The sequence below is a fragment of the Streptomyces sp. NBC_00554 genome, assembly GCF_041431135.1.
Lineage (GTDB): Bacteria > Actinomycetota > Actinomycetes > Streptomycetales > Streptomycetaceae > Streptomyces.
In genome coordinates this window covers 1,769,122-1,791,730 of sequence record NZ_CP107799.1, presented here as the reverse complement: position 1 = coordinate 1,791,730, position 22,609 = coordinate 1,769,122, and the positions used below count along the sequence as shown (strand labels likewise).

Annotated in this window: 18 protein-coding genes and 1 pseudogene; 17 read left to right on the top strand and 2 right to left on the bottom strand. The window is 70.8% G+C overall.

Features of this window, described 5'->3' with window-relative positions; all coding sequences use genetic code 11:
- Nucleotides 1-18: 18 nt before the first annotated feature.
- Together OG266_RS07975 and OG266_RS07970 are read right to left on the bottom strand one after the other, a co-directional pair.
- Nucleotides 19-780: pseudogene (locus OG266_RS07975) on the bottom strand (molybdopterin dinucleotide binding domain-containing protein); the annotation flags it as partial.
- Between the two features lie 47 nt (nt 781-827).
- Entirely contained in the window at nt 828-1,799 is a 972-nt protein-coding gene (locus tag OG266_RS07970; RefSeq protein WP_266473356.1) for a 2-dehydropantoate 2-reductase, read from the bottom strand.
- Between the two features lie 387 nt (nt 1,800-2,186).
- Here OG266_RS07970 and OG266_RS07965 point away from each other — a divergent pair, with 387 nt between their 5' ends.
- From OG266_RS07965 to OG266_RS07885, 17 genes are all read left to right on the top strand, one after another.
- Nucleotides 2,187-3,512 carry an OFA family MFS transporter gene (locus OG266_RS07965; RefSeq protein ID WP_371544057.1) on the top strand — a complete coding sequence of 442 codons (1,326 nt, stop codon included), beginning with the start codon at nt 2,187-2,189 and terminating at the stop codon, nt 3,510-3,512.
- Nucleotides 3,487-3,624, top strand: coding sequence for a hypothetical protein (locus OG266_RS07960; protein WP_266473351.1), 138 nt, complete (start codon nt 3,487-3,489; stop codon nt 3,622-3,624). The genes OG266_RS07965 and OG266_RS07960 overlap by 26 nt, the downstream gene beginning before the upstream one ends.
- A 135-nt stretch (nt 3,625-3,759) precedes the next feature.
- Nucleotides 3,760-4,698: a beta-ketoacyl-ACP synthase III gene (locus OG266_RS07955; protein ID WP_266473349.1), complete on the top strand. Its 939-nt coding sequence runs from the start codon at nt 3,760-3,762 to the stop codon at nt 4,696-4,698.
- 135 nt (nt 4,699-4,833) lie between these two features.
- The gene (locus tag OG266_RS07950) at nt 4,834-5,508 is read left to right on the top strand and encodes a GntR family transcriptional regulator (protein WP_266474985.1); all 675 of its coding nucleotides are present in this window, start codon (nt 4,834-4,836) and stop codon (nt 5,506-5,508) included.
- Nucleotides 5,509-5,741: 233 nt separating this feature from the next.
- The gene (locus OG266_RS07945) at nt 5,742-6,923 is read left to right on the top strand and encodes an ROK family protein (protein ID WP_371544054.1); all 1,182 of its coding nucleotides are present in this window, start codon (nt 5,742-5,744) and stop codon (nt 6,921-6,923) included.
- Nucleotides 6,924-7,021: 98 nt separating this feature from the next.
- Nucleotides 7,022-8,539, top strand: a complete 1,518-nt coding sequence (locus tag OG266_RS07940) for a sugar ABC transporter ATP-binding protein (protein WP_371544053.1) — start codon at nt 7,022-7,024, stop codon at nt 8,537-8,539.
- Nucleotides 8,536-9,558 (top strand): ABC transporter permease, encoded by a 1,023-nt coding sequence (locus tag OG266_RS07935; RefSeq protein WP_329544576.1) that lies wholly within the window; start codon nt 8,536-8,538, stop codon nt 9,556-9,558. Before OG266_RS07940 ends, OG266_RS07935 begins: the two co-directional genes overlap by 4 nt.
- A gap of 17 nt (nt 9,559-9,575) precedes the next feature.
- Nucleotides 9,576-10,616: a substrate-binding domain-containing protein gene (locus OG266_RS07930; RefSeq protein ID WP_266473342.1), complete on the top strand. Its 1,041-nt coding sequence runs from the start codon at nt 9,576-9,578 to the stop codon at nt 10,614-10,616.
- A 79-nt stretch (nt 10,617-10,695) separates the two neighbouring features.
- Entirely contained in the window at nt 10,696-11,964 is a 1,269-nt protein-coding gene (locus OG266_RS07925; protein ID WP_371544051.1) for a Gfo/Idh/MocA family protein, read from the top strand.
- Nucleotides 11,965-11,967: 3 nt separating this feature from the next.
- The gene (locus tag OG266_RS07920) at nt 11,968-12,972 is read left to right on the top strand and encodes a sugar phosphate isomerase/epimerase (protein ID WP_266473337.1); all 1,005 of its coding nucleotides are present in this window, start codon (nt 11,968-11,970) and stop codon (nt 12,970-12,972) included.
- Nucleotides 12,973-13,146: 174 nt separating this feature from the next.
- Nucleotides 13,147-15,651, top strand: a complete 2,505-nt coding sequence (locus OG266_RS07915) for a PQQ-dependent sugar dehydrogenase (RefSeq protein ID WP_266473334.1) — start codon at nt 13,147-13,149, stop codon at nt 15,649-15,651.
- Between the two features lie 15 nt (nt 15,652-15,666).
- Nucleotides 15,667-17,025: a ThuA domain-containing protein gene (locus OG266_RS07910; RefSeq protein ID WP_371544049.1), complete on the top strand. Its 1,359-nt coding sequence runs from the start codon at nt 15,667-15,669 to the stop codon at nt 17,023-17,025.
- A 127-nt stretch (nt 17,026-17,152) separates the two neighbouring features.
- Nucleotides 17,153-18,286 (top strand): inositol-3-phosphate synthase, encoded by a 1,134-nt coding sequence (locus OG266_RS07905; RefSeq protein ID WP_266473329.1) that lies wholly within the window; start codon nt 17,153-17,155, stop codon nt 18,284-18,286.
- A 317-nt stretch (nt 18,287-18,603) separates the two neighbouring features.
- The gene (locus tag OG266_RS07900; protein WP_371544047.1) at nt 18,604-20,115 is read left to right on the top strand and encodes a UbiA family prenyltransferase; all 1,512 of its coding nucleotides are present in this window, start codon (nt 18,604-18,606) and stop codon (nt 20,113-20,115) included.
- A complete protein-coding gene (locus OG266_RS07895; RefSeq protein ID WP_371544046.1) occupies nt 20,112-21,044 on the top strand; it encodes a sugar phosphate isomerase/epimerase family protein in 933 nt (310 codons plus the stop codon). Before OG266_RS07900 ends, OG266_RS07895 begins: the two co-directional genes overlap by 4 nt.
- Entirely contained in the window at nt 21,041-21,760 is a 720-nt protein-coding gene (locus OG266_RS07890; RefSeq protein ID WP_371544044.1) for an EboA domain-containing protein, read from the top strand. The genes OG266_RS07895 and OG266_RS07890 overlap by 4 nt, the downstream gene beginning before the upstream one ends.
- Nucleotides 21,760-22,608: a TatD family hydrolase gene (locus OG266_RS07885; RefSeq protein ID WP_371544042.1), complete on the top strand. Its 849-nt coding sequence runs from the start codon at nt 21,760-21,762 to the stop codon at nt 22,606-22,608. Before OG266_RS07890 ends, OG266_RS07885 begins: the two co-directional genes overlap by 1 nt.
- The last annotated feature ends 1 nt before the right edge of the window (nt 22,609 follow it).

Genomic DNA, 22,609 nt, shown 5'->3' with positions numbered 1-22,609 from the left:
TGTCCTGCACGCGCAGGATCAGCCGGCGGCCCACTCCACCCCCTCGCCCGCGGGCCGCCGGGTCCCGGCCGGCAGCCTCTCGATCCGGATCGCCGAAGCCGTGAACTCCGCCGTGCCGGCGATGGGGCAGTTCGCCCCGACCGCCAGCAGGCCGGTGTCCACCTCGTCGGGAACGTGCGCGGCCGCCATGAACGCGAGTCCGGGCCGCAGCTCGGTGTCGACCCACACCGGCACCACCACCGAGCCCCGCCGCGAGGAGAGCCGTACCTCCTCGCCGACGGCCACGCCGTAGCGCTCCGCGTCCTCCGGGCACAGCTCGACGCACCCGCTCCGCCGCCGCGGCGACGGAGCGGAACCGCCGCGCACCGCGGTGTCGAGGCGGCGTCCCGTGGTGAGCCGGATCGGGTACCGCTCGTCCGTCAGGTCGACGGGCGGGTCGTGCCGGACGAGTGCGAAGGGCGCGCGAGCACCGCCGGCCACGCCCAAGTGCCCGGTCAGCAGCGACAGGTTGGCGAGTGCGCGTACATGGTCCATGCCGGCGCCGTCGGGCGGCTCGGCCGTGCCGGGTGCCCGCGCGTATGCCTGCGCCAACTCCCGTACGGCGGACGCCGGTACGCCCGTCACCTTCGCGGCAAGGGACGGGGTCCACGGCTCCACCAGCTGTCTGTACTCCTCGAAACCGCTCGTCTCCCGCTCGATGAACGCCTGGTCGGCGAGGTCGGCGTGGATGATCTCGCGGCCGACCGCGTGGGCCAGCGCGATGTCGGCGCCGACGTCCAGGACCGGCGGGTGGGCGGGCCTGGCGTGGACCTGCGGATCGGGTCTCCTCATGCCGCGGTCCTGAGCGCGAGGAGATCCGAGATGGCGTGGACGGTACGGAGCGTCGGCACCGGGACCTCGGTGATCTCCGCCAGCTCCACGACGGCCGCGAGCAGCACGTCGAGTTCGAGTGGTTTGCCGCGCTCCAGGTCCTGGAGTGTGGAGGTGCGGTGGTCGCCGACGCGTTCCGCTCCGGCGAGCCGCCGCTCGATGGAGATGCCCACCTTGCAGCCGAGGGCCTCCGCGACCGCCAGCGTCTCGGCCATCATGATCTCGATGACCTTGCGCGTGCCGCCGTGCAGGCACATCTGCCGCATCGTCGCGCGGGACAGCGCGCTGATGGGGTTGAAGGAGATGTTGCCGAGCAGCTTGAGCCAGATGTCGTTGCGCAGGTCCTGCTCGACCGGGCACTTGAGCCCGCCCTCCTGCATGGCCTCGCTGAACTCCTGACAGCGCTTCGAGAGCGACCGGTCGGGCTCGCCGATGGAGAACCGGGTGCCTTCGAGATGGCGTACGACTCCCGGTCCTTCCAGCTCCGTCGCGGCATAGACCACGCATCCGATGGCCCGTTCGGGCGCGAGCACCGCACTGACCGCGCCGTCGGGGTCCACACTCTCGATGCGTTGGCCGTCGTGCGGCCCGCCGTGCTGGTGGAAGTACCACCAGGGGATGCCGTTCTGGGCGGCGATCACCGCCGTGTTGTCGTGCAGCAGTGGCTCGATCAGCGGCCCGCACGCCGCGTACGAGTTGGCCTTCAGGCCCAGGAAGACGTAGTCGACCGGACCGATCTCGGCCGGGTCTTCGGTGGCGTGGGCACGCGCGGTGAAGTCACCGCGGGGGCTGAGCACGCGGACTCCGTGCTGCCTCATGGCCGCGAGATGCGGTCCACGGGCGACGAGGTGCACATCGGCGCCTGCGCGGTGCAGCGCGGCGCCGACGTAGGCGCCGATCGCACCGGCGCCCAGAACTGCGACTTTCACTGTGTGGCGCTCCGTTCGGTCGAGGGTACCGAGGAACTGCCGAACTCTGTCGACGAAATATTGTCTACAGGATGGAATGATGGGCGGCAAGGGTTGGGACAGCACGTGGGTGGCGGCCTGCGCTGCTTTTGCGCGGTTTTTGCGAGGCGGTCGGCCGGCTGCCGTGAGGTGTTCGGTCGGCGCTCGGTACCCGTTCCGTCGGCTTCCGCGACCTGTCCGGTCGGCTCTCGCGCTCGGTTTCGTTGGCTTCCGTGCGACCTCCGGGGGACCGTTCACCCCGCCCCGGTCGCCGCTCGTCGCGTCAGGCATACCGCTCATCGCATACCGTCGACGAGTTTTTGCCGGGCGGCTTCCCCAACGCGCAACCGCTTCCTATCGTTCCGGATCATGAGCCCCCCTGTCGCACCCCCCGGCTGGAGCCGCTGGCTCGTCCCGCCCGCGGCCCTGTCCGTCCACCTTTCCATCGGCCAGGCCTACGCCTGGAGCGTCTTCAAGCCGCCGCTCGAATCCGCGCTCGACCTCAGCGGTACCCAGAGCGCGCTGCCCTTCCAGCTCGGCATCGTCATGCTCGGCCTGTCCGCCGCGTTCGGCGGCACGCTCGTGGAGCGCAACGGGCCGCGCTGGGCGATGACCGTCGCCCTCGTCTGCTTCTCCTCCGGCTTCCTGATCGCCGCGCTCGGCGCCGCCACCGAGCAGTACTGGCTGATCGTGTTCGGCTACGGATTCGTCGGCGGCATCGGCCTCGGCATCGGCTACATATCGCCGGTCTCGACCCTGATCAAGTGGTTCCCGGACAGGCCGGGCATGGCCACCGGCATCGCGATCATGGGCTTCGGCGGCGGCGCGCTGATCGCCTCGCCGTGGTCCGCGCAGATGCTGGAGTCCTTCGGCTCCGACTCCTCCGGGATCGCGCTCGCCTTCCTGGTGCACGGGCTGACGTACGCCGTCTTCATGTCGCTCGGTGTGCTGCTGGTCCGCGTGCCGCGCGGCGAGAAGCCCGTCGCCGCAGGACCGAGCGCCCTCGAAGGTGTGCAGGTCTCCGCCCGGAACGCCGTACGCACCCCGCAGTTCTGGTGCCTGTGGGTGATCCTCTGCATGAACGTGACCGCGGGCATCGGCATCCTGGAGAAGGCCGCCCCGATGATCACGGACTTCTTCGCGGACTCCTCCACACCGGTGTCGGTCTCGGCCGCGGCCGGATTCGTCGCCCTGCTCTCCGCGGCCAATATGGCGGGCCGTATCGGCTGGTCCTCGACGTCCGACCTGATCGGACGCAAGAACATCTACCGCGTCTACCTCGGTGTCGGCGCGCTGATGTACGCGTCCATCGCCTGGTTCGGCGACTCGTCCAAGCCCCTCTTTATCCTCTGCGCGCTGGTGATCCTCTCCTTCTACGGCGGCGGCTTCGCGACCATCCCCGCCTATCTGAAGGACCTCTTCGGCACCTACCAGGTCGGCGCGATCCACGGCCGGCTGCTCACCGCCTGGTCCCTGGCGGGTGTGCTCGGTCCGCTGATCGTGAACTGGATCGCCGACCGGCAGGAGGAGGCGGGCAAGTCCGGCTCCTCGCTCTACGGCCTGTCGTTCCTGATCATGATCGGCCTGCTCGCCGTCGGCTTCGTGGCCAATGAGCTCGTACGACCCGTCCACGTCCGGCACCACATCCCCGCCCCCAGGGAGGCCACCGATGTCCAGCAGCAGCAGTCCGCCTGACACGCCTGACCGGCGGCCCCTCATCGCCTTCGCCTGGCTCTGGGTGGGGGCACCGCTCGCCTACGGGGTGTACGAGCTCGTACAGAAGGCGACTCAGCTGTTCACGGGATGACCGTTCGGGCGCCCGACGGGCTGACAGAAGCCGACAAGCCTGGCGCCCCAATCCTGTGGCATTACCTGCCGTCGTACCCATGGGTCACTGATCAGACTGGAGGATCCCGCTACCCACAATGAGGGGGACCCATCCATGAATGGCTCACGGATCGCCGCCGTCGGTCACTACCAGCCCGCCAAGGTGCTCACCAATGAGGATCTGGCGGGCCTGGTGGACACCAGCGACGAGTGGATCAGAAGCCGGGTGGGCATCCGCACGCGGCACATCGCCGGTCCGGACGAGCCCGTCGACGAGCTGGCCGCACACGCCGCCGCCAAGGCGCTCGCCGCGGCCGGCCTGACCCCCAGCGACATCGACCTGGTCCTGGTCGCCACGTCCACGGCGGTCGACCGCTCCCCGAACATGGCCGCCCGGGTCGCCAACCGGCTCGGCATCCCCTCGCCCGCCGCGATGGACATCAACGTCGTCTGCGCGGGCTTCACCCATGCGCTGGCCACCGCGGACCACACCGTGCGCGCCGGCGCCGCGACCCGCGCCCTCGTCATCGGCGCCGACAAGATGTCCGACGTGGCGGACTGGAGCGACCGGACGACCTGTGTGCTCGTCGGCGACGGGGCGGGGGCCGCCGTGGTCGAGGCGACCGACGAGCCGGGGATCGGCCCGGTGCTGTGGGGCTCGGTGCCCGAGATGGGGAACGCGGTGCGGATCGAGGGGACGCCCTCGCGGTTCGCGCAGGAGGGGCAGAGCGTCTACCGCTGGGCGACGACCCAGCTCCCGGCCATCGCCCGCAAGGCCTGCGAGCGCGCGGGACTCGCCCCCGAGGACCTCGCCGGGGTCGTCCTGCACCAGGCGAACCTGCGCATCATCGAGCCCCTCGCCGAGAAGATCGGCGCGGTCAACGCCGTCGTCGCGCGTGACGTCGTCGAATCCGGGAACACCTCCGCGGCGAGCATTCCGCTCGCCTTCTCCAAGCTCGTGGAGCGCGGGGAACTCTCCACGGGCGACCCCGTCCTGCTGTTCGGCTTCGGTGGGAACCTGTCGTACGCCGGACAGGTCGTCCGTTGCCCGTGAACAGCTCTCTCATCATGGTGTGAAGAGCCCAACTCCTGTGCCTGCTGGCCTTTGTGCGCCGTAGACTGTAGGCGAAAGACAATTCATAATTGGCTTTCGCAATGCAGCGACAACGCTGCCCAGGAGGGGACCGTGATGTTGTCGACAGGACTGCCGCAGGGTGCGGTACCCAAGCTCGAACGGCCCGGCCCGCTGCGCGACCGCGTCTACGAGGCGCTGCTCGAACTCATCACCACCCGCGCCCTGGCGCCGGGCCAGCATCTCGTCGAGAGCGAACTCGCCGGGCACCTCGGGGTGTCCCGGCAGCCGGTGCGCGAGGCCCTGCAGCGACTCAGCACCGAGGGATGGGTGGATCTGCGACCCGCCCAGGGTGCCTTCGTGCACGAGCCGACCGAGGAGGAGGCGGACCAGCTCCTCACGGTCCGTACGCTCCTGGAGGCCGAGGCCGCCCGGCTCGCCGCCGCGAACGCGGGCGCCGAGGCCATCGCCGCCCTCGAAGAGCTGTGCGCGGAGGGTGAGCGTGCGGTCGCGGCCGATGACGTGGACGGCGCGGTCGCGACGAACGCCCGGCTGCACGCGAAGGTCATGGAACTCGCGGGCAACACCGTCCTCGCCGAGCTGGCCGCACAGGTCGACCGGCGGGTCCGCTGGTACTACACGCCGGTCGCCAGGCAGCGCGGCCGGCAGTCCTGGATCGAGCACCGCGAGCTGATCGCGGCGATCGCGGAGCGTGACGAACAGCGCGCCACGGCGGTCATGCGCACGCACACGGAACACACGCGGAAGATGTACCACGAGCGGGAGAAGTAGGCCGACCGCGTCACGGACACCAGGGGAGCGGGTCACAGTCTCGGTTGTGGCCCGTTTTTCATGCCCGGGGGCCCGCCTTTGTCCTGTCAGTGGAGAAAGTTGGCGGCAATCTGTGCGCGACTTCTTCCCACCCCAGGCAGCCGCTGCTACGTTCCACTCGAAAGCAGGCCCGGCGAAGTGGCCGGAACTGGTGGACGCAAGCCAATTGAGGCGGGGAGGGGCTCGTGAGACGTATGACGGCACGACCCGCCAACGCGCACCAGGCCCGGCTGCTGCGGCTGTTGCGTGACGGCGGCCCCAACTCCCGGGCCCAGCTGGGCGATCAGGTCGACCTCTCGCGGTCGAAGCTGGCCGTCGAGGTGGAACGGCTCCTGGAGACCGGGCTCGTGGTGGCCGACGGACTCGCCGCGTCCCGCGGTGGCCGTCGCTCCCACAACATCCGGCTCGCACCGGCGCTGCGCTTCCTGGGCGTCGACATCGGCGCGACCTCGATCGACGTGGCCGTCACCAACGCCGAGCTGGAAGTCCTCGGACACATCAACCAGCCCATGGACGTACGCGAGGGCCCGGTCGCGGTCTTCGAGCAAGTCCTCGCCATGGCCGCCAAGTTGAGGGCCTCGGGGCTCGCGGAGGGGTTCGACGGCGCCGGGATCGGCGTACCGGGACCCGTCCGCTTCCCCGAGGGCATCCCCGTCGCCCCGCCGATCATGCCCGGCTGGGACGGCTTCCCCGTCCGGGAGGCACTCAGCCAGGATCTCGGCTGCCCCGTCATGGTCGACAACGACGTGAACCTGATGGCCATGGGGGAGCAGCACGCGGGCGTCGCACGCTCCGTGGGCGACTTCCTCTGCGTCAAGATCGGTACGGGAATCGGCTGCGGCATCGTCGTCGGCGGAGAGGTCTACCGCGGTACGACGGGAAGCGCCGGCGACATCGGGCACATCCAGGCCGTGCCCGACGGCCGGCCCTGCGCCTGCGGCAACCGGGGCTGCCTGGAGGCCCACTTCAGCGGCGCCGCGCTCGCCCGCGACGCCACGGAGGCCGCCCAGCAAGGGCATTCGACGGATCTCGCGACCCGGCTGGAGGCGAACGGCAGCCTGAGCGCCGTCGATGTCGCCGCCGCGGCCGCCGCGGGAGACGCCACCGCGCTCGACCTGATCCGCGAGGGCGGAAACCGAACAGGTCAGGTCATCGCCGGCCTCGTCAGCTTCTTCAATCCGGGCCTGGTGGTGATCGGCGGTGGGGTGACGGGTCTCGGCCACACCCTGCTCGCCGCGATCCGCACCCAGGTCTACCGCCAGTCGCTGCCCCTGGCGACCGGCAACCTGCCCATCGTTCTCGGGGAGTTGGGCCCGACCGCCGGAGTCATCGGCGGGGCCCGGCTCATCAGCGACCACCTGTTCTCACCCGCGTAAGGCTCGCGGCCCGTTCGGCCTCGAGTCACCTCACCCGTACAGCGCCCTGCTCCGCCCTGCCCTGAAACCGGCCCGCACGCCTGCCAAAGGGAACAGCCATGGCATCAGAACCACCGCTGCTCACCATGTCCGGAATCACCAAATCGTTCCCCGGAGTCCGGGCCCTCGACGGCGTCGACCTCGACGTCCAGGCCGGCGAAGTGCACTGCCTGCTCGGCCAGAACGGCGCCGGGAAGTCCACCCTCATCAAGGTGCTGGCCGGCGCCCACCAGCCCGACGACGGCACCATCACCTGGCGCGGCGACCACGTGACCCTCCGGTCGCCGATCGCCGCCATGCGCCTCGGCATCGCCACCATCTACCAGGAACTCGACCTGGTGGAGGGCCTGTCGGTGGCCGAGAACGTCCACCTCGGACATGAACCCACGGCCGCCGGTTTCGTCGTACGGGGAAAGGCGGCGAAGGAGTCGACCGCCGCGCTGCTCAAGCGACTCGGTCATTCGGAGATCGATCCCGCGCGGCTCGTCGGTGAACTGTCCGCCGCCCAGCAGCAGATCGTCTCCATGGCGCGGGCGCTCTCCCACGACGTACGCCTCATCGTCATGGACGAGCCGTCCGCGGCCCTCGACCCCGACGAGGTCGACAACCTCTTCCGCATCGTCGGCGACCTCACCGCGGACGGTGTCGCCGTCGTCTACATCTCGCACCGCCTGGAGGAGATCCGCCGCATCGGCGACCGCGTGACCGTGCTGAAGGACGGGCGCGCGGTGGCGGGCGGGCTGCCTGCGAAGTCCACGCCGACACGTGAGGTGGTGGCGCTGATGACGGGCCGCAATGTCGAGTACGTGTTCCCGGACCGGCCCGTGACGCGGCCTCCCGGCGAACCTGTTCTCCAGGTCCAAGGCCTGGCCCGGGCAGGGGAGTTCGAGGCGCTCGACCTCGACCTGCGGCCCGGCGAGATCGTCGGACTTGCCGGGCTCGTCGGCTCAGGACGCTCCGAGATCCTGGAGACGATCTACGGGGCGCGCAAGGCGACACACGGCCAAGTCCTCGTCGAGGGACGGCCGTTGCGACCCGGCAGCGTACGCGCGGCGGTGCGTGCAGGTCTCGGACTCGCACCCGAGGAGCGCAAGGCGCAGGCCCTGCTGATGCTGGAGTCCGTCACCCGCAATGTGTCGGTGTCGTCCATGTCCCGCTTCTCACGCGGGGGTTGGATCGACCGGGGTGCCGAGCGGGGAGCCGCGCAGGCCGCGACGCGGGAGCTGTCGCTGCGTCCCGACAACCCCTCCGCCTTAATCCGGACGCTGTCCGGCGGCAACCAGCAGAAGGCCGTGCTCGCACGCTGGCTGCTGCGCGGCTGCCGGGTGCTGCTGCTCGACGAGCCGACCCGCGGCGTCGACGTCGGTGCCCGCGCAGAGCTCTACGCCGTCATCCGGCGGCTGGCCGACGAAGGCCTCGCCGTCCTGCTGGTCTCCAGCGAAGTGCCCGAAGTGCTCGGCCTCGCCGACCGGGTGCTCGTCCTGCGCGAGGGGCGGGTCGTCCACACGGCCCCGGCCCGGGAACTCGACGAACACCGCGTCCTCGACCTCGTCATGGAAGGAACGTCAACGTCATGACGCAGCCAGCGTCACCTCCCAGGCCCGGTGACACCCGCAAGGTCTCGCCGGTGGACCGGACAAGCCCGTGGCGGACCCTCGGGGCCCGCGCCGACGTCCGTACGCTCTCCCTCCTCGGCGTGCTCGCCGCCCTGATCCTCATCGGCGGCATCACCAAGCCCGACGAGTTCCTCGACACCCGCAACCTCCAACTCGTCCTCACCCAGGCCTCGGTGATCGGCGTCGTCACCGTCGGCATGACCTTCGTCATCACCTCCGGCGGCATCGACCTGTCGGTCGGTGCGATCGTCGCCCTCGCCTCGGTGTGGGCGACGACGGTCGCCACTCAGGACTTCGGCTTCGCGGGCGTCCTCTTCACCGCCGTGCTCGTCGGCGTCGGCTGCGGCCTGGTCAACGGAATGCTCATCGCCTACGGCGCGATGGTCCCGTTCATAGCGACGCTGGCCATGCTCGCCTCGGCCCGCGGACTGGCCCTCCAGATCACCGACGGCAAGACGCAGATCGTCAACATCGACGGCATCCTCAAGCTCGGCGAGCGCGACTCGTACGTGCTCGGTATTCCGCCGCTGGTCATGGTCTTCGCCGTCGTCACGATCATCGGCTGGCTGCTCCTCAACCGCACCACCTTCGGCCGCCGCACGGTCGCGGTCGGCGGCAACGCGGAGGCGGCACGGCTCGCGGGCATCGACGTACGACGGCAGCGGCTCTATCTGTATCTGCTCTCCGGACTGTGCTGCGGTATCGCCGCGTTCCTGCTGATCATCCTGTCCGGCTCGGGCCAGAACACCAACGGCAACCTGTACGAACTCGACGCCATCGCGGCCGCGATCATCGGCGGCACGCTGCTCAGCGGGGGCCGCGGCACCATCGTCGGCTCGGTGCTCGGCGTCCTGATCTTCACCACGATCACCAACATCTTCGCGCTCAACAACCTGCAGAGCGACGTCCAGCAGATCGCCAAGGGCGCGATCATCGTGGCCGCCGTGCTCGTCCAGCGCCGTACCGCAAGCACGACTTGAGGGAAGGGTCCACCGCCATGCCAGAGCTCACGAGCCGCAGGGGACTGCTCTTCGGGACCGCCGCCGTCGGGGCCGGTGTCCTGCTCGCCGGCTGCACCAGCAACGAGTCCGACGACGACAACGCGGCGAACGACCAGCCGGCCGCCGCCTCCGACACACCCGGCAAGGAAGTCACCATCGGCTTCGCCGGGCCACAGGCCGACCACGGCTGGCTCAACGCGATCAACGACAACGCCAAGAGCCGCGCCAAGAAGTACTCGGACGTGACGCTGGAGATCACCGAGGGCTCCAACGACACCGCCGCGCAGATCGGCCAGATCGAGACCCTGATCAACAAGAAGGTCGACGTCCTGGTCGTACTGCCTGCCGACGGCAAGGCGCTCACCCAGGTGGGCCTGCAGGCCATGCGGGCCGGGATCCCGGTCATCAACCTCGACCGGATCTTCAACTCGCCCCAGGCATACCGCTGTTGGATAGGCGGCGACAACTACGGCATGGGCCTCAACGCCGGCCACTACATCGGCGAGAAGCTCAAGGACAAGCAGAACGCCAAGGTCATCGAACTCGCCGGGCTCGACAACCTGGAGCTGACCCAGCAGCGCACCCAGGGCTTCGACGCCGCCCTGAAGAACTACCCGAACATCAAGAAGGTCGCCCGCCAGGCCGCCGAGTTCACCGTCGAGTCGGGGCAGGCCAAGATGTCCCAGCTCCTGCAGGCCCAGTCGAACTTCGACGCCCTGTGGAACCACGACGACGACCAGGGAGTCGGCGCCCTGCGCGCCATCGAGCAGGCCGGGCGTGACGACTTCCTGATGGTCGGCGGCGCGGGCGCGCTCTCCGCCATGCAGGCCATCGAGGCGGACGACGGCGTCCTCAAGGCCACCGTCCTCTACCCGCCGACCATGGCCGCCTCCGCCATCGACCTCGCCCGCGCGCTCGGCCAGGCCAAGGGCATCGGCGGCCTCGCCGAGTTCGAGATCCCGGCCTCCATCACGCTCTACTCGGCCGTCGTCGACAAGGAGAACGTCGGCCAGTACATGTCCACCGGCTTCAAGTGAGGCGCCCAGTACCAGGGGCCTGGCCTGCGGATCAGGCCCCCACCCCCCACTGCGCCACGACGACGAGGAGGACATCCGCATGGGACAGCCGCACCAGGGCGACGAGGTCGAGGCAGCCGCCGGGGCGCCGGCCGAGGCCGCGAAGCCGCCATTGGGCGTGGGCATGGTCGGTTACGCCTTCATGGGCGCCGCCCACTCCCAGGGCTGGCGCACCGTGGGCCACGTCTTCGACCTGCCGCGCCGACCGGTCCTCGCCGCGGTCTGCGGGCGTGACGGCGAAGCCGTGCGGGCGATGGCGGACCGGCACGGCTGGGCGGCGGCCGAGACCGACTGGCGCGCCCTGATCGCCCGGGACGACGTCGACCTCGTCGACATCTGCACCCCCGGCGACAGCCACGCCGAGATCGCCGTCGCCGCCCTGGCAGCGGGCAAGCACGTGCTGTGCGAGAAGCCCCTCGCGAACACGGTCGCGGAGGCGGAGGCGATGACGGAGGCCGCCGAAGCTGCCGAGAAGCGCGGTCAGTTGGCCATGGTCGGCTTCAACTACCGTCGGCTGCCCGCCACTTCACTGGCCCGGTCGATGGTCGCCGAAGGGCGCCTGGGAGCTCTGCGGCATGTCCGGGTGACGTACCTTCAGGACTGGCTGGTGGACCCAGAGTTCCCGCTCACCTGGCGGCTGCGCAAGGAGGCCGCGGGCTCGGGCGCGCTCGGGGACCTCGGGGCGCACATCATCGACCTCGCGCAGTATCTGGCGGGGGAGCCGGTCGTCGGGGTCTCCGCGCTCACCGAGACGTTCGTACGGGAGCGGCCGCTGCCCGGCGGGACGACGAGCGGCCTGTCGGCGGCATCGGGAGCCGGCGGTGGCGTCGGCACGGTCACCGTCGACGACGCCGCCCTCTTCACCGGCCGCTTCGCCTCCGGCGCCCTCGCCTCCTTCGAGGCCTCCCGGTTCGCGACCGGCCGCAAGAACTCCCTGCGCATCGAACTCAACGGCGAGCGCGGCTCGTTGGCCTTTGACCTGGAACGCCTCAACGAACTCTCCTACCACGACCACACCGAACCCGGCGCCCACGCGGGCTTCCGCCGCATCCTGGTCACCGAGCCCGACCACCCCTACCTGGACGCCTGGTGGCCGCCGGGTCACGGCCTCGGCTACGAGCACACCTTCGTGCACCAGGCCCGCGACCTGGTGCAGGCCATCGCCGCAGGACACCGTCCGGTGCCGTCCTTCGCCGACGGGCTGCAAGTGCAGCGTGTGCTGGCCGCCGTGGAGGAGAGCGCCGAGAAGAACTCCGTCTACACCCCCATAGCGGTCCATACGCCCATAGCGGTTCGAGGAGGCCTTTAAGCCATGCCGCGCACCTTCACACTCTTCACCGGCCAGTGGGCCGACCTGCCGCTCGAGGAAGTCTGCCGCCTCGCCCGCGACTTCGGCTACGACGGACTCGAACTCGCCTGCTGGGGCGACCACTTCGAGGTCGACAAGGCGCTCGCGGACCCGGGCTACATCGACTCCCGGCACGCACTGCTCGACAAGTACGGCCTCAAGTGCTGGGCGATCTCCAACCACCTGGTCGGCCAGGCCGTCTGCGACGCCATCATCGACGAACGCCACAAGGCCATCCTGCCCGCCCGCATCTGGGGCGACGGTGACGGTGAGGGCGTACGGCAGCGGGCCGCCGCCGAGATCGCCGACACCGCACGAGCGGCGGCCGCCTTCGGCGTCGACACCGTCATCGGCTTCACCGGCTCCGCCATCTGGCACCTGGTCGCGATGTTCCCGCCCGCGCCCGAGTCGATGATCGAGCGCGGCTACGAGGACTTCGCCGAGCGCTGGAACCCGATCCTGGACGTCTTCGACGCGCAGGGCGTGCGGTTCGCGCACGAGGTCCACCCCAGCGAGATCGCGTACGACTACTGGACAACTCACAAGGCACTGGAGGCAGTCGGCCACCGCCCCGCCTTCGGCCTGAACTTCGACCCCTCGCACTTCGTGTGGCAGGACCTCGACCCCGTCGGGTTCCTCTACGACTTCCGCGACCGGATCTACCACGTCGACTGCAAGGAAGCCCGCAAGCGGCTCGACGGCCGCAACGGCCGCCTCGGCTCGCACCTGCCCTGGGGCGACCCGCGCCGCGGCTGGGACTTCGTCTCCGCAGGCCACGGCGATGTCCCCTGGGAGGACGTCTTCCGCATGCTGCGGTCCATCGACTACACGGGCCCCATCTCCGTGGAGTGGGAGGACGCCGGCATGGACCGGCTCCAGGGCGCACCCGAGGCCCTGACCCGCCTCAAGGCGTACGACTTCGAGCCACCGTCGGCATCGTTCGACGCGGCGTTCGGCGGCAACGACTAGGCCGCATCGCACAGTTCACGGCTTGGATCGCGCAGTTCACATCGCGCGGCTCACATGGCGCGGTTTTCATCGCGCAGTTCACAGAGTTCCGCTCTCCGGGGTGACGGCGCACCCCGGCGTATCGCCGCACCGCGGCACCCGCCCGTACGACCAGCCCCTTCATGGAGGCATTTCGTGCACCCGTACGCCAGTAACAGGAAGAACAGAAGCCACACTAGACGCCCGAGACTACGCGGGGCACTCGCCCTGCTGAGCGGCGCGATCCTCGCGGCCGCCTCTCTCACCCTCACCGCACCCGCGGCCGGCGCAGCCGTCGCCGACCCCGCCGAAGTCACCGCCGCTGCCGAGGACTTCCAGCAGGTCACCCTCGCCAAGGGCGAGCCCGAGGTCGGCGAGCCCATGTCGCTGGCCGTGCTCCCGGACCGCTCGGTCCTGACCACCTCACGCGACGGCGAACTCCGTCTCACCGACAGCGCGGGCAACACCAAGCTCGCGGGCAAGATCGACGTGTACTCGCACGACGAGGAGGGCCTCCAGGGCATCGGCCTCGACCCCGGCTTCGCCCAGAACCGCTTCATCTACCTCTACTACGCGCCCCCGCTGAACACCCCCGCGGGCGACGCCCCCGAGACCGGCACGGCCGCCGACTTCGCACCCTTCGACGGCGTCAACCGCCTCTCGCGGTTCGTCCTGAACGCCGACGGCACCCTGAACAACGCGAGCGAGACGAAGGTCCTCGACGTCCAGGCCTCCCGCGGCATCTGCTGCCACGTCGGCGGCGACATCGACTTCGACGCGGCCGGAAACCTCTACCTGTCGACCGGCGACGACTCCAACCCCTTCCAGTCGCAGGGCTTCACGCCCATCGACGAGCGCGCCGACCGCAACCCGGCCTTCGACGCCCAGCGTTCCGCCGGCAACACCAACGACCTGCGCGGCAAGATCCTGCGCATCAAGGTGAACGCCGACGGCTCGTACGCCATCCCGGACGGCAACCTCTTCGCGCCCGGCACGGACAAGACGCGCCCCGAGATCTACGCGATGGGCTTCCGCAACCCGTTCCGCTTCAGCGTCGACAAGGCGACGGGCATCCTGTACGTCGGTGAATACGGCCCCGACGCCGGCGCCGCCGACCCGACACGCGGCCCCGCCGGACAGGTCGAGTTCGCTCGCGTCACCGCCCCCGGCAACTTCGGGTGGCCGTACTGCACCGGCGCCAACGACGCCTACGTGGACTACGACTTCGCCACCGGCACCTCGGGCGCGGCCTTCGACTGCGCCGCCCCCAAGAACACCTCGCCCAACAACACCGGTCTCACCGACCTGCCGCCGGCCCAGGCCGCCTGGATCCCCTACGACGGTGCGTCCGTCCCGGAGTTCGGCAGCGGCTCGGAGTCCCCGATGGGTGGCCCGGTCTACCACTACGACGCCTCGCTCGACTCGCCGGTGAAGTTCCCGGAGGCCTACGACGGCGACTTCTTCGCGGGCGAGTTCGGCCGCCGCTGGATCAAGCGGATCGAGTCGGACGCCAACGGCACCGTGCAGTCCATCAACGACATCCCCTGGACGGGCACCCAGATCATGGACATGGCGTTCGGACCGGACGGAGCGCTGTACGTCCTCGACTACGGCACCGCCTGGTTCGGCGGCGACGAGCACTCGGGTCTGTACCGGATCGAGAACGCCACCGACGGGCACTCCCCGGTCGCGCAGGCCGCGGCCGACCGCACCTCGGGACAGGCCGCGCTGAAGGTGAAGTTCTCGTCCGCCGGTTCGACCGACGCCGACGGTGACGCCCTCACGTACAGCTGGGACTTCGGCGACGGCGGAACCTCGACCGCGGCGAACCCGACGTACAAGTACAAGAAGAACGGCACGTACACGGCGACGGTGACCGCCAAGGACGCCACCGGGCGTACCGGCAGCGCGAGCGTGCAGATCGTGGTCGGCAACACCGCGCCCACAGTGACGCTTCAACTGCCGCAGGACGGGCAGCTGTTCAACTTCGGTGACGCCGTTCCGTTCAAGGTGAAGGTCACCGACCCGGAGGACGGCAAGGCGATCGACTGCGCCAAGGTGAAGGTCAACTTCATCCTCGGACACGACAGTCACGGCCATGTGCTGACCTCGGCCAACGGCTGCACCGGCACCATCCAGACCGGCGCGGGCGACGGACACGACGACGACGCGAACATCTTCGGAGTCTTCGACGCCGAGTACACGGACGGCGGAGGCGGTGGCCAGGCTCCGCTGACCAGCCACGACCAGGCCGTCGTGCAGCCCAAGCACCGTCAGGCCGAGCACTTCGGCACGTCCTCGGGGATCACGGTCATCTCGAAGGCGACCGCGCACGGCGGCGAGACGGTCGGCGACATCGACAACGGCGACTGGATCTCCTTCACGCCGTACGTGCTGAGCAACGCCCAGAAGATCACGGCGCGGGTCGCGTCGGCCGGCGCGGGCGGCACCCTCGAAGTCCGCGCGGGCTCTCCGACCGGCCGGGTGTTGGGCAAGGCGACTGTGCCGGTGACCGGCGGCTGGGAGACCTTCCAGGACGTGAGCGCCGACCTGTCCCGCGCCCCGCGCGGCACGACCTCGCTCTACCTCGTCTTCAAGGGGAGCAGCGGGAACGGCGCGCTGTACGACGTGGACGACTTCACCTTCACGACTAGCGGCTGAGGAGGTGTTGCCGTGATGCGCGCACCAGCGCGAGTCATGACGTCCGCAGCGGCGGCGGCCGTGCTCATCGGCTGTGTATCGGGACCGGCCGCGTCGAAGGGAGCCGATGAGACGCGGGTCCTGGTCTTCTCCAAGACCGCCGGCTTCCGGCACGACTCGATTCCCGAAGGGATCGCGGCCGTACGGGAGTTGGGCGCGGACGGCGGCTTCACCGTCGACGCGACCGAGGACGCCGGAGCCTTCACCACCGGCAACCTCGCCCGCTACGACGCCGTCGTCTTCCTCTCCACCACGGGCGATGTCCTCGACGCCGCCCAACAGGGCGCCTTCGAGCGGTACATCAAGCGGGGCGGCGGCTATGTGGGCATCCACGCGGCCGCCGACACCGAGTACGACTGGGCCTTCTACGGCGGTCTCGCGGGCGCGTACTTCCAGTCGCACCCCGCGATCCAGCCCGCGACGGTCGACGTCGAGGACCGGGCACACCCGGCGACCTCGGGCCTTGCCAGCACGTGGAACCGGACCGACGAGTGGTACAACTACCGCTCCAATCCCCGGGAACACGCCCACGTCCTGGCCTCGCTCGACGAGTCCTCGTACACCGGCGGCACGATGAGCGGCGACCATCCGATCGCCTGGTGCCAGGAGTACCGGGGCGGCCGCGCCTTCTACACCGGGGGCGGCCACACCAAGGAGTCCTACGCCGACCCCGCTTTCCGTCAGCACCTGTTGGGCGGAATCGAGTACGCCGTCGGCGACGCACAGGCCGACTGCCGTCCGGAGAACGGCTACCGGCCGCTCTTCGACGGCACCGCCGAGTCGCTGTCGGCGTGGCGGCAGGCGGGCCCGGGTTCGTTCTCGCTGAGCGGGGACGGAACGCTGACGTCGAGCGGCGGGCTGGGGATGCTCTGGTACGCCGGTTCCGGCTCCGGCTCCGATCCTGGTCCCGGCTTCGGTTCGTACTCGCTGAAGCTGGACTGGCAGGTGGCCGGGGACGACAACTCCGGTGTCTTCGTGGGCTTCCCGGCCTCCGACGACCCGTGGTCGGCCGTGAACAACGGCTACGAGATCCAGATCGACGCGACCGACGCCCCCGACCGCACCACCGGGGCCGTGTACAGCTTCCAGTCCGCCGACATCAAGAAGCGCGACCGTGCGCTGAACCCGCCGGGGGAGTGGAACACGTACGAGATCCGCGTGGAGGGCGAACGGCTCCGCGTCTGGCTCAACGGCGTGAAGATCAACGATTTCACCAACACCGATCCGGTGCGGAGCCTGCGCGACGGGCACATCGGCCTCCAGAACCACGGGGCCGACGACCAGGTGTCCTTCCGTGACGTCCGGATCAAGGAACTGCCCGTGAAGGGCGATTGAGCGGCGGCGGGCGGGAGACGCCGTACTCCCGCCCGCCGTCTCGGCCTTCTCTTCACTCCTGCTTGCTGCTGATTGCTGATTCCTCACTCCTGTTCTCCGTGGTTGACGTACGACAAGGAGGCTGCCCATGTCCGCGTCCCTTTCCGAATCCCGGGTGGGGGTGTGGCTGATCGGAGCACGTGGCTCCGTCGCCACCACCGTCGTCGCGGGCTGCGCGGCCGTCACCGCGGGTCTGCACGCCCCGACGGGCATGGTCACCGAGACCGCCCTCTTCTCCGACTGCGGCCTGCCATCGTTGTCCTCCCTCGTCTTCGGCGGCCACGACACGGTCGACTGCCCGCTGCCCAAGCGTGCGGAGACGCTGGCCGCCGAGCGCGTCCTGCCCTACGGCCTCCCGTCCGCCGTGGAAGCCGAACTGGCCGCCGCCGACCGGGAGATCCGCCCGGGCGGCCCCGCCCCCGGCGACACCCGGGACCCGGCCGAGCTCGTCGAAGCCTTCGCCGCGGACATACGGGATTTCGTACGGCGATCCGGGCTGGCCCGCGCGGTCGTGGTGAACGTGGCCTCCACGGAGCCCGCGGCCACCGGGTCCGCACTTCCGCCGAGTTCGCTGTACGCCGCCGCGGCCCTGCGCGCCGGCTGCCCGTACGTGAACTTCACCCCCTCCACCGGCCTGCACCACCCGGCGCTGGCGTCCCTGGCCCGATCCAGCGGCCTGCCCTACGCGGGCCGCGACGGCAAGACCGGCCAGACACTCCTTCGCTCCGTACTGGGCCCGATGTTCGCCCAGCGCGCCCTGACGGTCCGGGCCTGGTCCGGCACGAACCTCCTCGGCGGTGGCGACGGCGCGTCCCTCGCAGACCCTGCCGCCGCGGCGGCCAAGAACGCCGGCAAGGAACGGGTGCTGGCGGACACCCTGGGCGCCGCACCGGAGGGCGAGGTCCACATCGACGACGTCCCCGCCCTCGGCGACTGGAAGACCGCCTGGGACCACATCGCCTTCGACGGCTTCCTCGGCACCCGCATGATCCTCCAGACCACCTGGCAGGGCTGCGACTCCGCCCTCGCCGCCCCACTGATCCTCGACCTCGCCCGCATCGTCACCCGCGCCCACGACGCCGGCCTCTCCGGCCCGCTGAGCGACCTGGCCTTCTACTTCAAGGATCCCGTGGGGGAGGCACCCGCGGGGCTAGGGGAGCAGTACGCGGCTCTGGCGACTCTGGCGGGGCGGCTTGCCGAGTCCTCGGGGGAGGCGCTGTGAGGGGGCGGCGGTCGGCTCGGTTTGCGAGGTTGTGGGGGGCGGTGGGCTCGGTGGGGATGGGTGACTGGCTGGGGTCGGGCGGGTCGTCGAGGGCGGGCGAGTCGTTGGGGGCGCGCGGACAGCTGAGCTCGGGCGGGTCAAGTGATCGGCTCAGGGCGGACGGGACGGGCGAGGGGGCCGGGGGATCGGGCGGGGCGCTCGGCTCCGAGGCGGCGGGTCCCTCGAGCGTGTCGAGTCCCTCCGATGCGTCGGGGCCCTCGGACGTGTTTGGTGCGCCGCGAACTGGCCAGTGGGGGAGGGCTGGTGCCAGGACGGGGGTGCAAGCCAGGTCTGAGGCTGGGTCCGAGGTTGGTGGTGAGGCTGGCGTCGAGGCTGGGTCCGAGACCGGTGCTGAGTCCGGTGTCGACGCCAGGTCCAAGGCCGGTGGTGAAGTCGCTGTCGAGGCTGGGTCCGAGACCTGGGCCAAGGCCGGTGCCGAGACTGAGGCCAGGGCCAGGGCAAGGGGCAAGGGCAAGGCCAAGGGCAAGGCGTGGGCCGAACTGCTGCGCCTGCCCGCCCTGTTCACCGTCCCCGGAGACGCCCTCGCGGGCGCCGCCGCGGTCGGTGCCCGCCCCAACTCCCGCACCCTGCTCGCCATCGGCTCCTCTCTCTGCCTGTACGAGGCCGGCATGGCCCTCAACGACTGGGCCGACCGCGCAGAGGACGCCGTGGACCGCCCGCACCGCCCGCTGCCCTCCGGCCGCATCCACCCGGCCGCGGCGCTCGCGGCGGCCGGAGCCCTGACGGCGGCGGGCCTCGCCCTGGCAGCCCGCGCGGGCGGCCCCTCCCTCGCGGTCGCCGCACCCCTCGCGGCCACCGTCTGGGCGTACGACCTCGCGCTCAAACGAACCCCCGCGGGCCCGGCGGCCATGGCCACCGCCCGAGGCCTGGACGTCCTCCTCGGCGCGACGACCACCGGCCGCGCTCCCCGAGGCGCGCCCCCGCTCTCCGACCCGAACGCCCTACGTCGTACCGCCGCCCGAGGCCTGGACGTCCTCCTCGATGCGACGACCACCGGCCGCGCTCCCCGGGGTGCGCCTCCGCTCCCTGGCCCCCTAAGCCGTACCGCCGCCCGATGCCTGGACCTCCTCCTCGGCGCGACGACCACCGGCCGCACCCCCGGAGGCGCGCCCCCGCTCCCCGCCCCGAGCGCCCCCCGCCGCACCTCCGTCCGTCACGCCCTCCCCACCGCCCTCACCATGGCCGGCCACACCCTCGCGGTGACCGCCGTGTCCCGGAGAGAGACGCAAGGCGGTTCGTCGGCCGCACCGCTGGCCGCCCTGGCCACGACCGCCGCGCTGGCCTGGAGGCTGATGAGTGCCCCGACGGTCGCAGGGCAGCCGGGGGCCAGCCCCGTGGCCGTATCACCACAGCCTGCTGACCTCACCTCAACACCCCCTCACCCAGGACCTGTTGAAGCAGCGAGGCCGACATCGGGCCGAGGGCGAGTCGAGGCATCGAGCGCCCGGCGCGGCCGAGTTCCCGTGGCTGTACCCCGGGCGTGGCTCCACCGAGCCCCCTGCCTCGGCGCATCCCGGAACTCCACCGAAGCCGCCCTACGCGGAGCCCTCGCCCTCGCCTACGCCATGACGTTCGCCCGCCCCCTCTTCCACGCCGTTCTGAACCCCTCACCACCCCTCACCCAGCGAGCCGTCGGCGGCGGAATCCGCGCCATGATCCCCCTCCAGGCCGCCCTCGCCGCCCGCGCGGGAGCCCCCGTGACCGCCCTCCTGACCGCCGCACTCGCCCCAGCGGCCCGCAAGTTCGCGAGGAAGGTGAGCGTCACATGACCCCGAGCCCCCACCGGACCGTGCGGACGGGAGCCGACCCGACCTCGCCTCCTACGGCCCCTCTCCGCTTCGGCTACGGCACCAACGGCCTCGCCGACCTCCGTCTCGACGACGCCCTCACCCTCCTCGCCGACCTCGGCTATGACGGCGTCGGCCTGACCCTCGACCACATGCACCTCGATCCACTGGCACCGGACCTCGCCGCCCGCACCGGCAAGGTGGCCCGCAGACTGCAGGCGTTGGGCCTCGGTGCCACCGTGGAGACCGGCGCCCGCTATGTGCTCGACCCACGGCGCAAACACGGTCCGTCGCTCCTCGACCCGGATCCGGAGGACCGTGCCCGCCGTGTCGACCTGCTCATCCGCGCCGTGCGGGTGGCCGCGGACCTCGGTGCGCACGCCGTGCACTGCTTCAGCGGAGTCACCCCGGCCGGCACGGACGAGGACACCGCCTGGAAGCGCTTGGCCGAGTCGCTTGCCCCCGTGCTGGACGCCGCCACCCGTGCCGGCGTGCCCCTCGCCGTCGAACCCGAACCCGGCCATCTGCTCTCCTCCCTCGCCGATTTCCACCACCTCCGCCGAGCACTCGGCGACCCGGCCGCCCTCGGTCTCACCCTCGACATCGGTCACTGCCAGTGCCTCGAACCCCTCTCACCCGCCGACTGCGTACGCGCCGCCGCTCCCTGGCTGCGCCACGTCCAGATCGAGGACATGCGCCGCGGCGTCCACGAACACCTCCCGTTCGGGGACGGGGAGATCGACTTCCCGCCCGTACTCGAAGCCCTGGCCGCCACCGGCTACCAGGCCCTCACCGTCGTCGAACTGCCCCGCCACTCCCACGCGGGCCCCCACTTCGCCGAACAGTCCCTCCAGTTCCTCCACCGCGCGGCCCGGGCGACCCCCAACGGCCACGAAGGGAGAATCTCGTGAACCACCCGCACCCCACCCACCACGTACCGGTGAGCGAGACCACCCGTCCCGCACTCGCCGAACTGCACGCCCGCCTGAACACCCAACTCGGCGGAGCCGCCCGCGCCTGGCTCGACCAGGCCCTCGACGAGGCCAGGGCCCACCCCGGCATCCACGGCCCCATCTCCGTCTGGGAACTGCGGATCGCCGAGGCGGGCCGCCGGTGCGGACCCGAACACGCCGATGCCGCCCGTGTCCTCCTCCTGCACGCCGCCCGCGCCGACCCGGACGCCCTCGCCCGCGTCTACCGCCAGGGCACCGCCGCCGAACGCCGAGCCGTCCTGCACGCGCTGCCCCACCTGGTGGCAGGGCCCGACGCCCTGCCCCTGATCGAGGACGCCCTGCGCACCAACGACACCCGGCTCGTCGCCGCCGCCGTCGGCCCGTACGCGGCCCGCCATCTCGACCCCCACAACTGGCGCCACGCCGTACTGAAGTGCCTGTTCACCGGTGTGCCCGTCGACGAGGTGGCCGAGCTTCCCCGGCGTGCCCACGCCGACGCCGAACTCGCCCGCATGCTCGCCGACTACGCCGACGAACGCACCGCCGCGGGCCGTCCCGTACCCGAGGACCTCCACCGCGTCCTGACCCTGACCGAGCCCACCGCCACCCCCACTGGCACGTCCGGCAGCCCTGGCCGACCCGGGACCTCCGGTACGTCCGGCAAGGAGTCCTGATGCGCATCTTCGACCCCCACATCCACATGACGTCACGGACCACCGACGACTACGAGGCCATGTACGCGGCGGGCGTCCGCGCCGTCGTCGAACCCTCCTTCTGGCTCGGCCAGCCCCGCACCTCACCCACCTCCTTCCTCGACTACTTCGACTCGCTCCTCGGCTGGGAGCCCTTCCGCGCCGCCCAGTACGGCATCGCCCACCACTGCACACTCGCCCTCAACCCCAAGGAGGCGAACGACCCCCGCTGCGTCCCCGTCCTCGACGAACTGCCCCGCTATCTGGTCAAGGACCAGGTCGTGGCCGTCGGCGAGATCGGCTACGACTCGATGACCCCCGCCGAGGACACCGCCCTGGCCGCCCAGCTCCAGCTCGCCGCCGACCACGAGCTGCCCGCGCTCGTCCACACCCCGCACCGGGACAAACTGGCCGGCCTGCGCCGCACCCTCGACGTGGTCCGGGAGTCCGCACTGCCCCCGGACCACGTCCTGGTCGACCACCTCAACGAGACCACCGTCAAAGAGGCCAAGGACAGCGGCTGCTGGCTGGGCTTCTCCGTCTATCCGGACACCAAGATGGACGAGGAACGGATGGTCGCGATCCTGCGGGCGTACGGACCGGAGAAGGTGCTGGTCAACTCGGCCGCGGACTGGGGGAGAAGCGATCCCCTCAAGACCCGCCTGGTCGGCGACGCCCTGCTGGCTGCCGGGTTCACCGACGACGAGGTCGACCGGGTGCTGTGGCGCAACCCCGTGGCCTTCTACGGACTCAGCGGCCGGTTGAACCTCGACATCACGTCCCCGGACGCCACCCACGAAGGCAACTCCATCCTCCGCGGCGGGGAGTGAA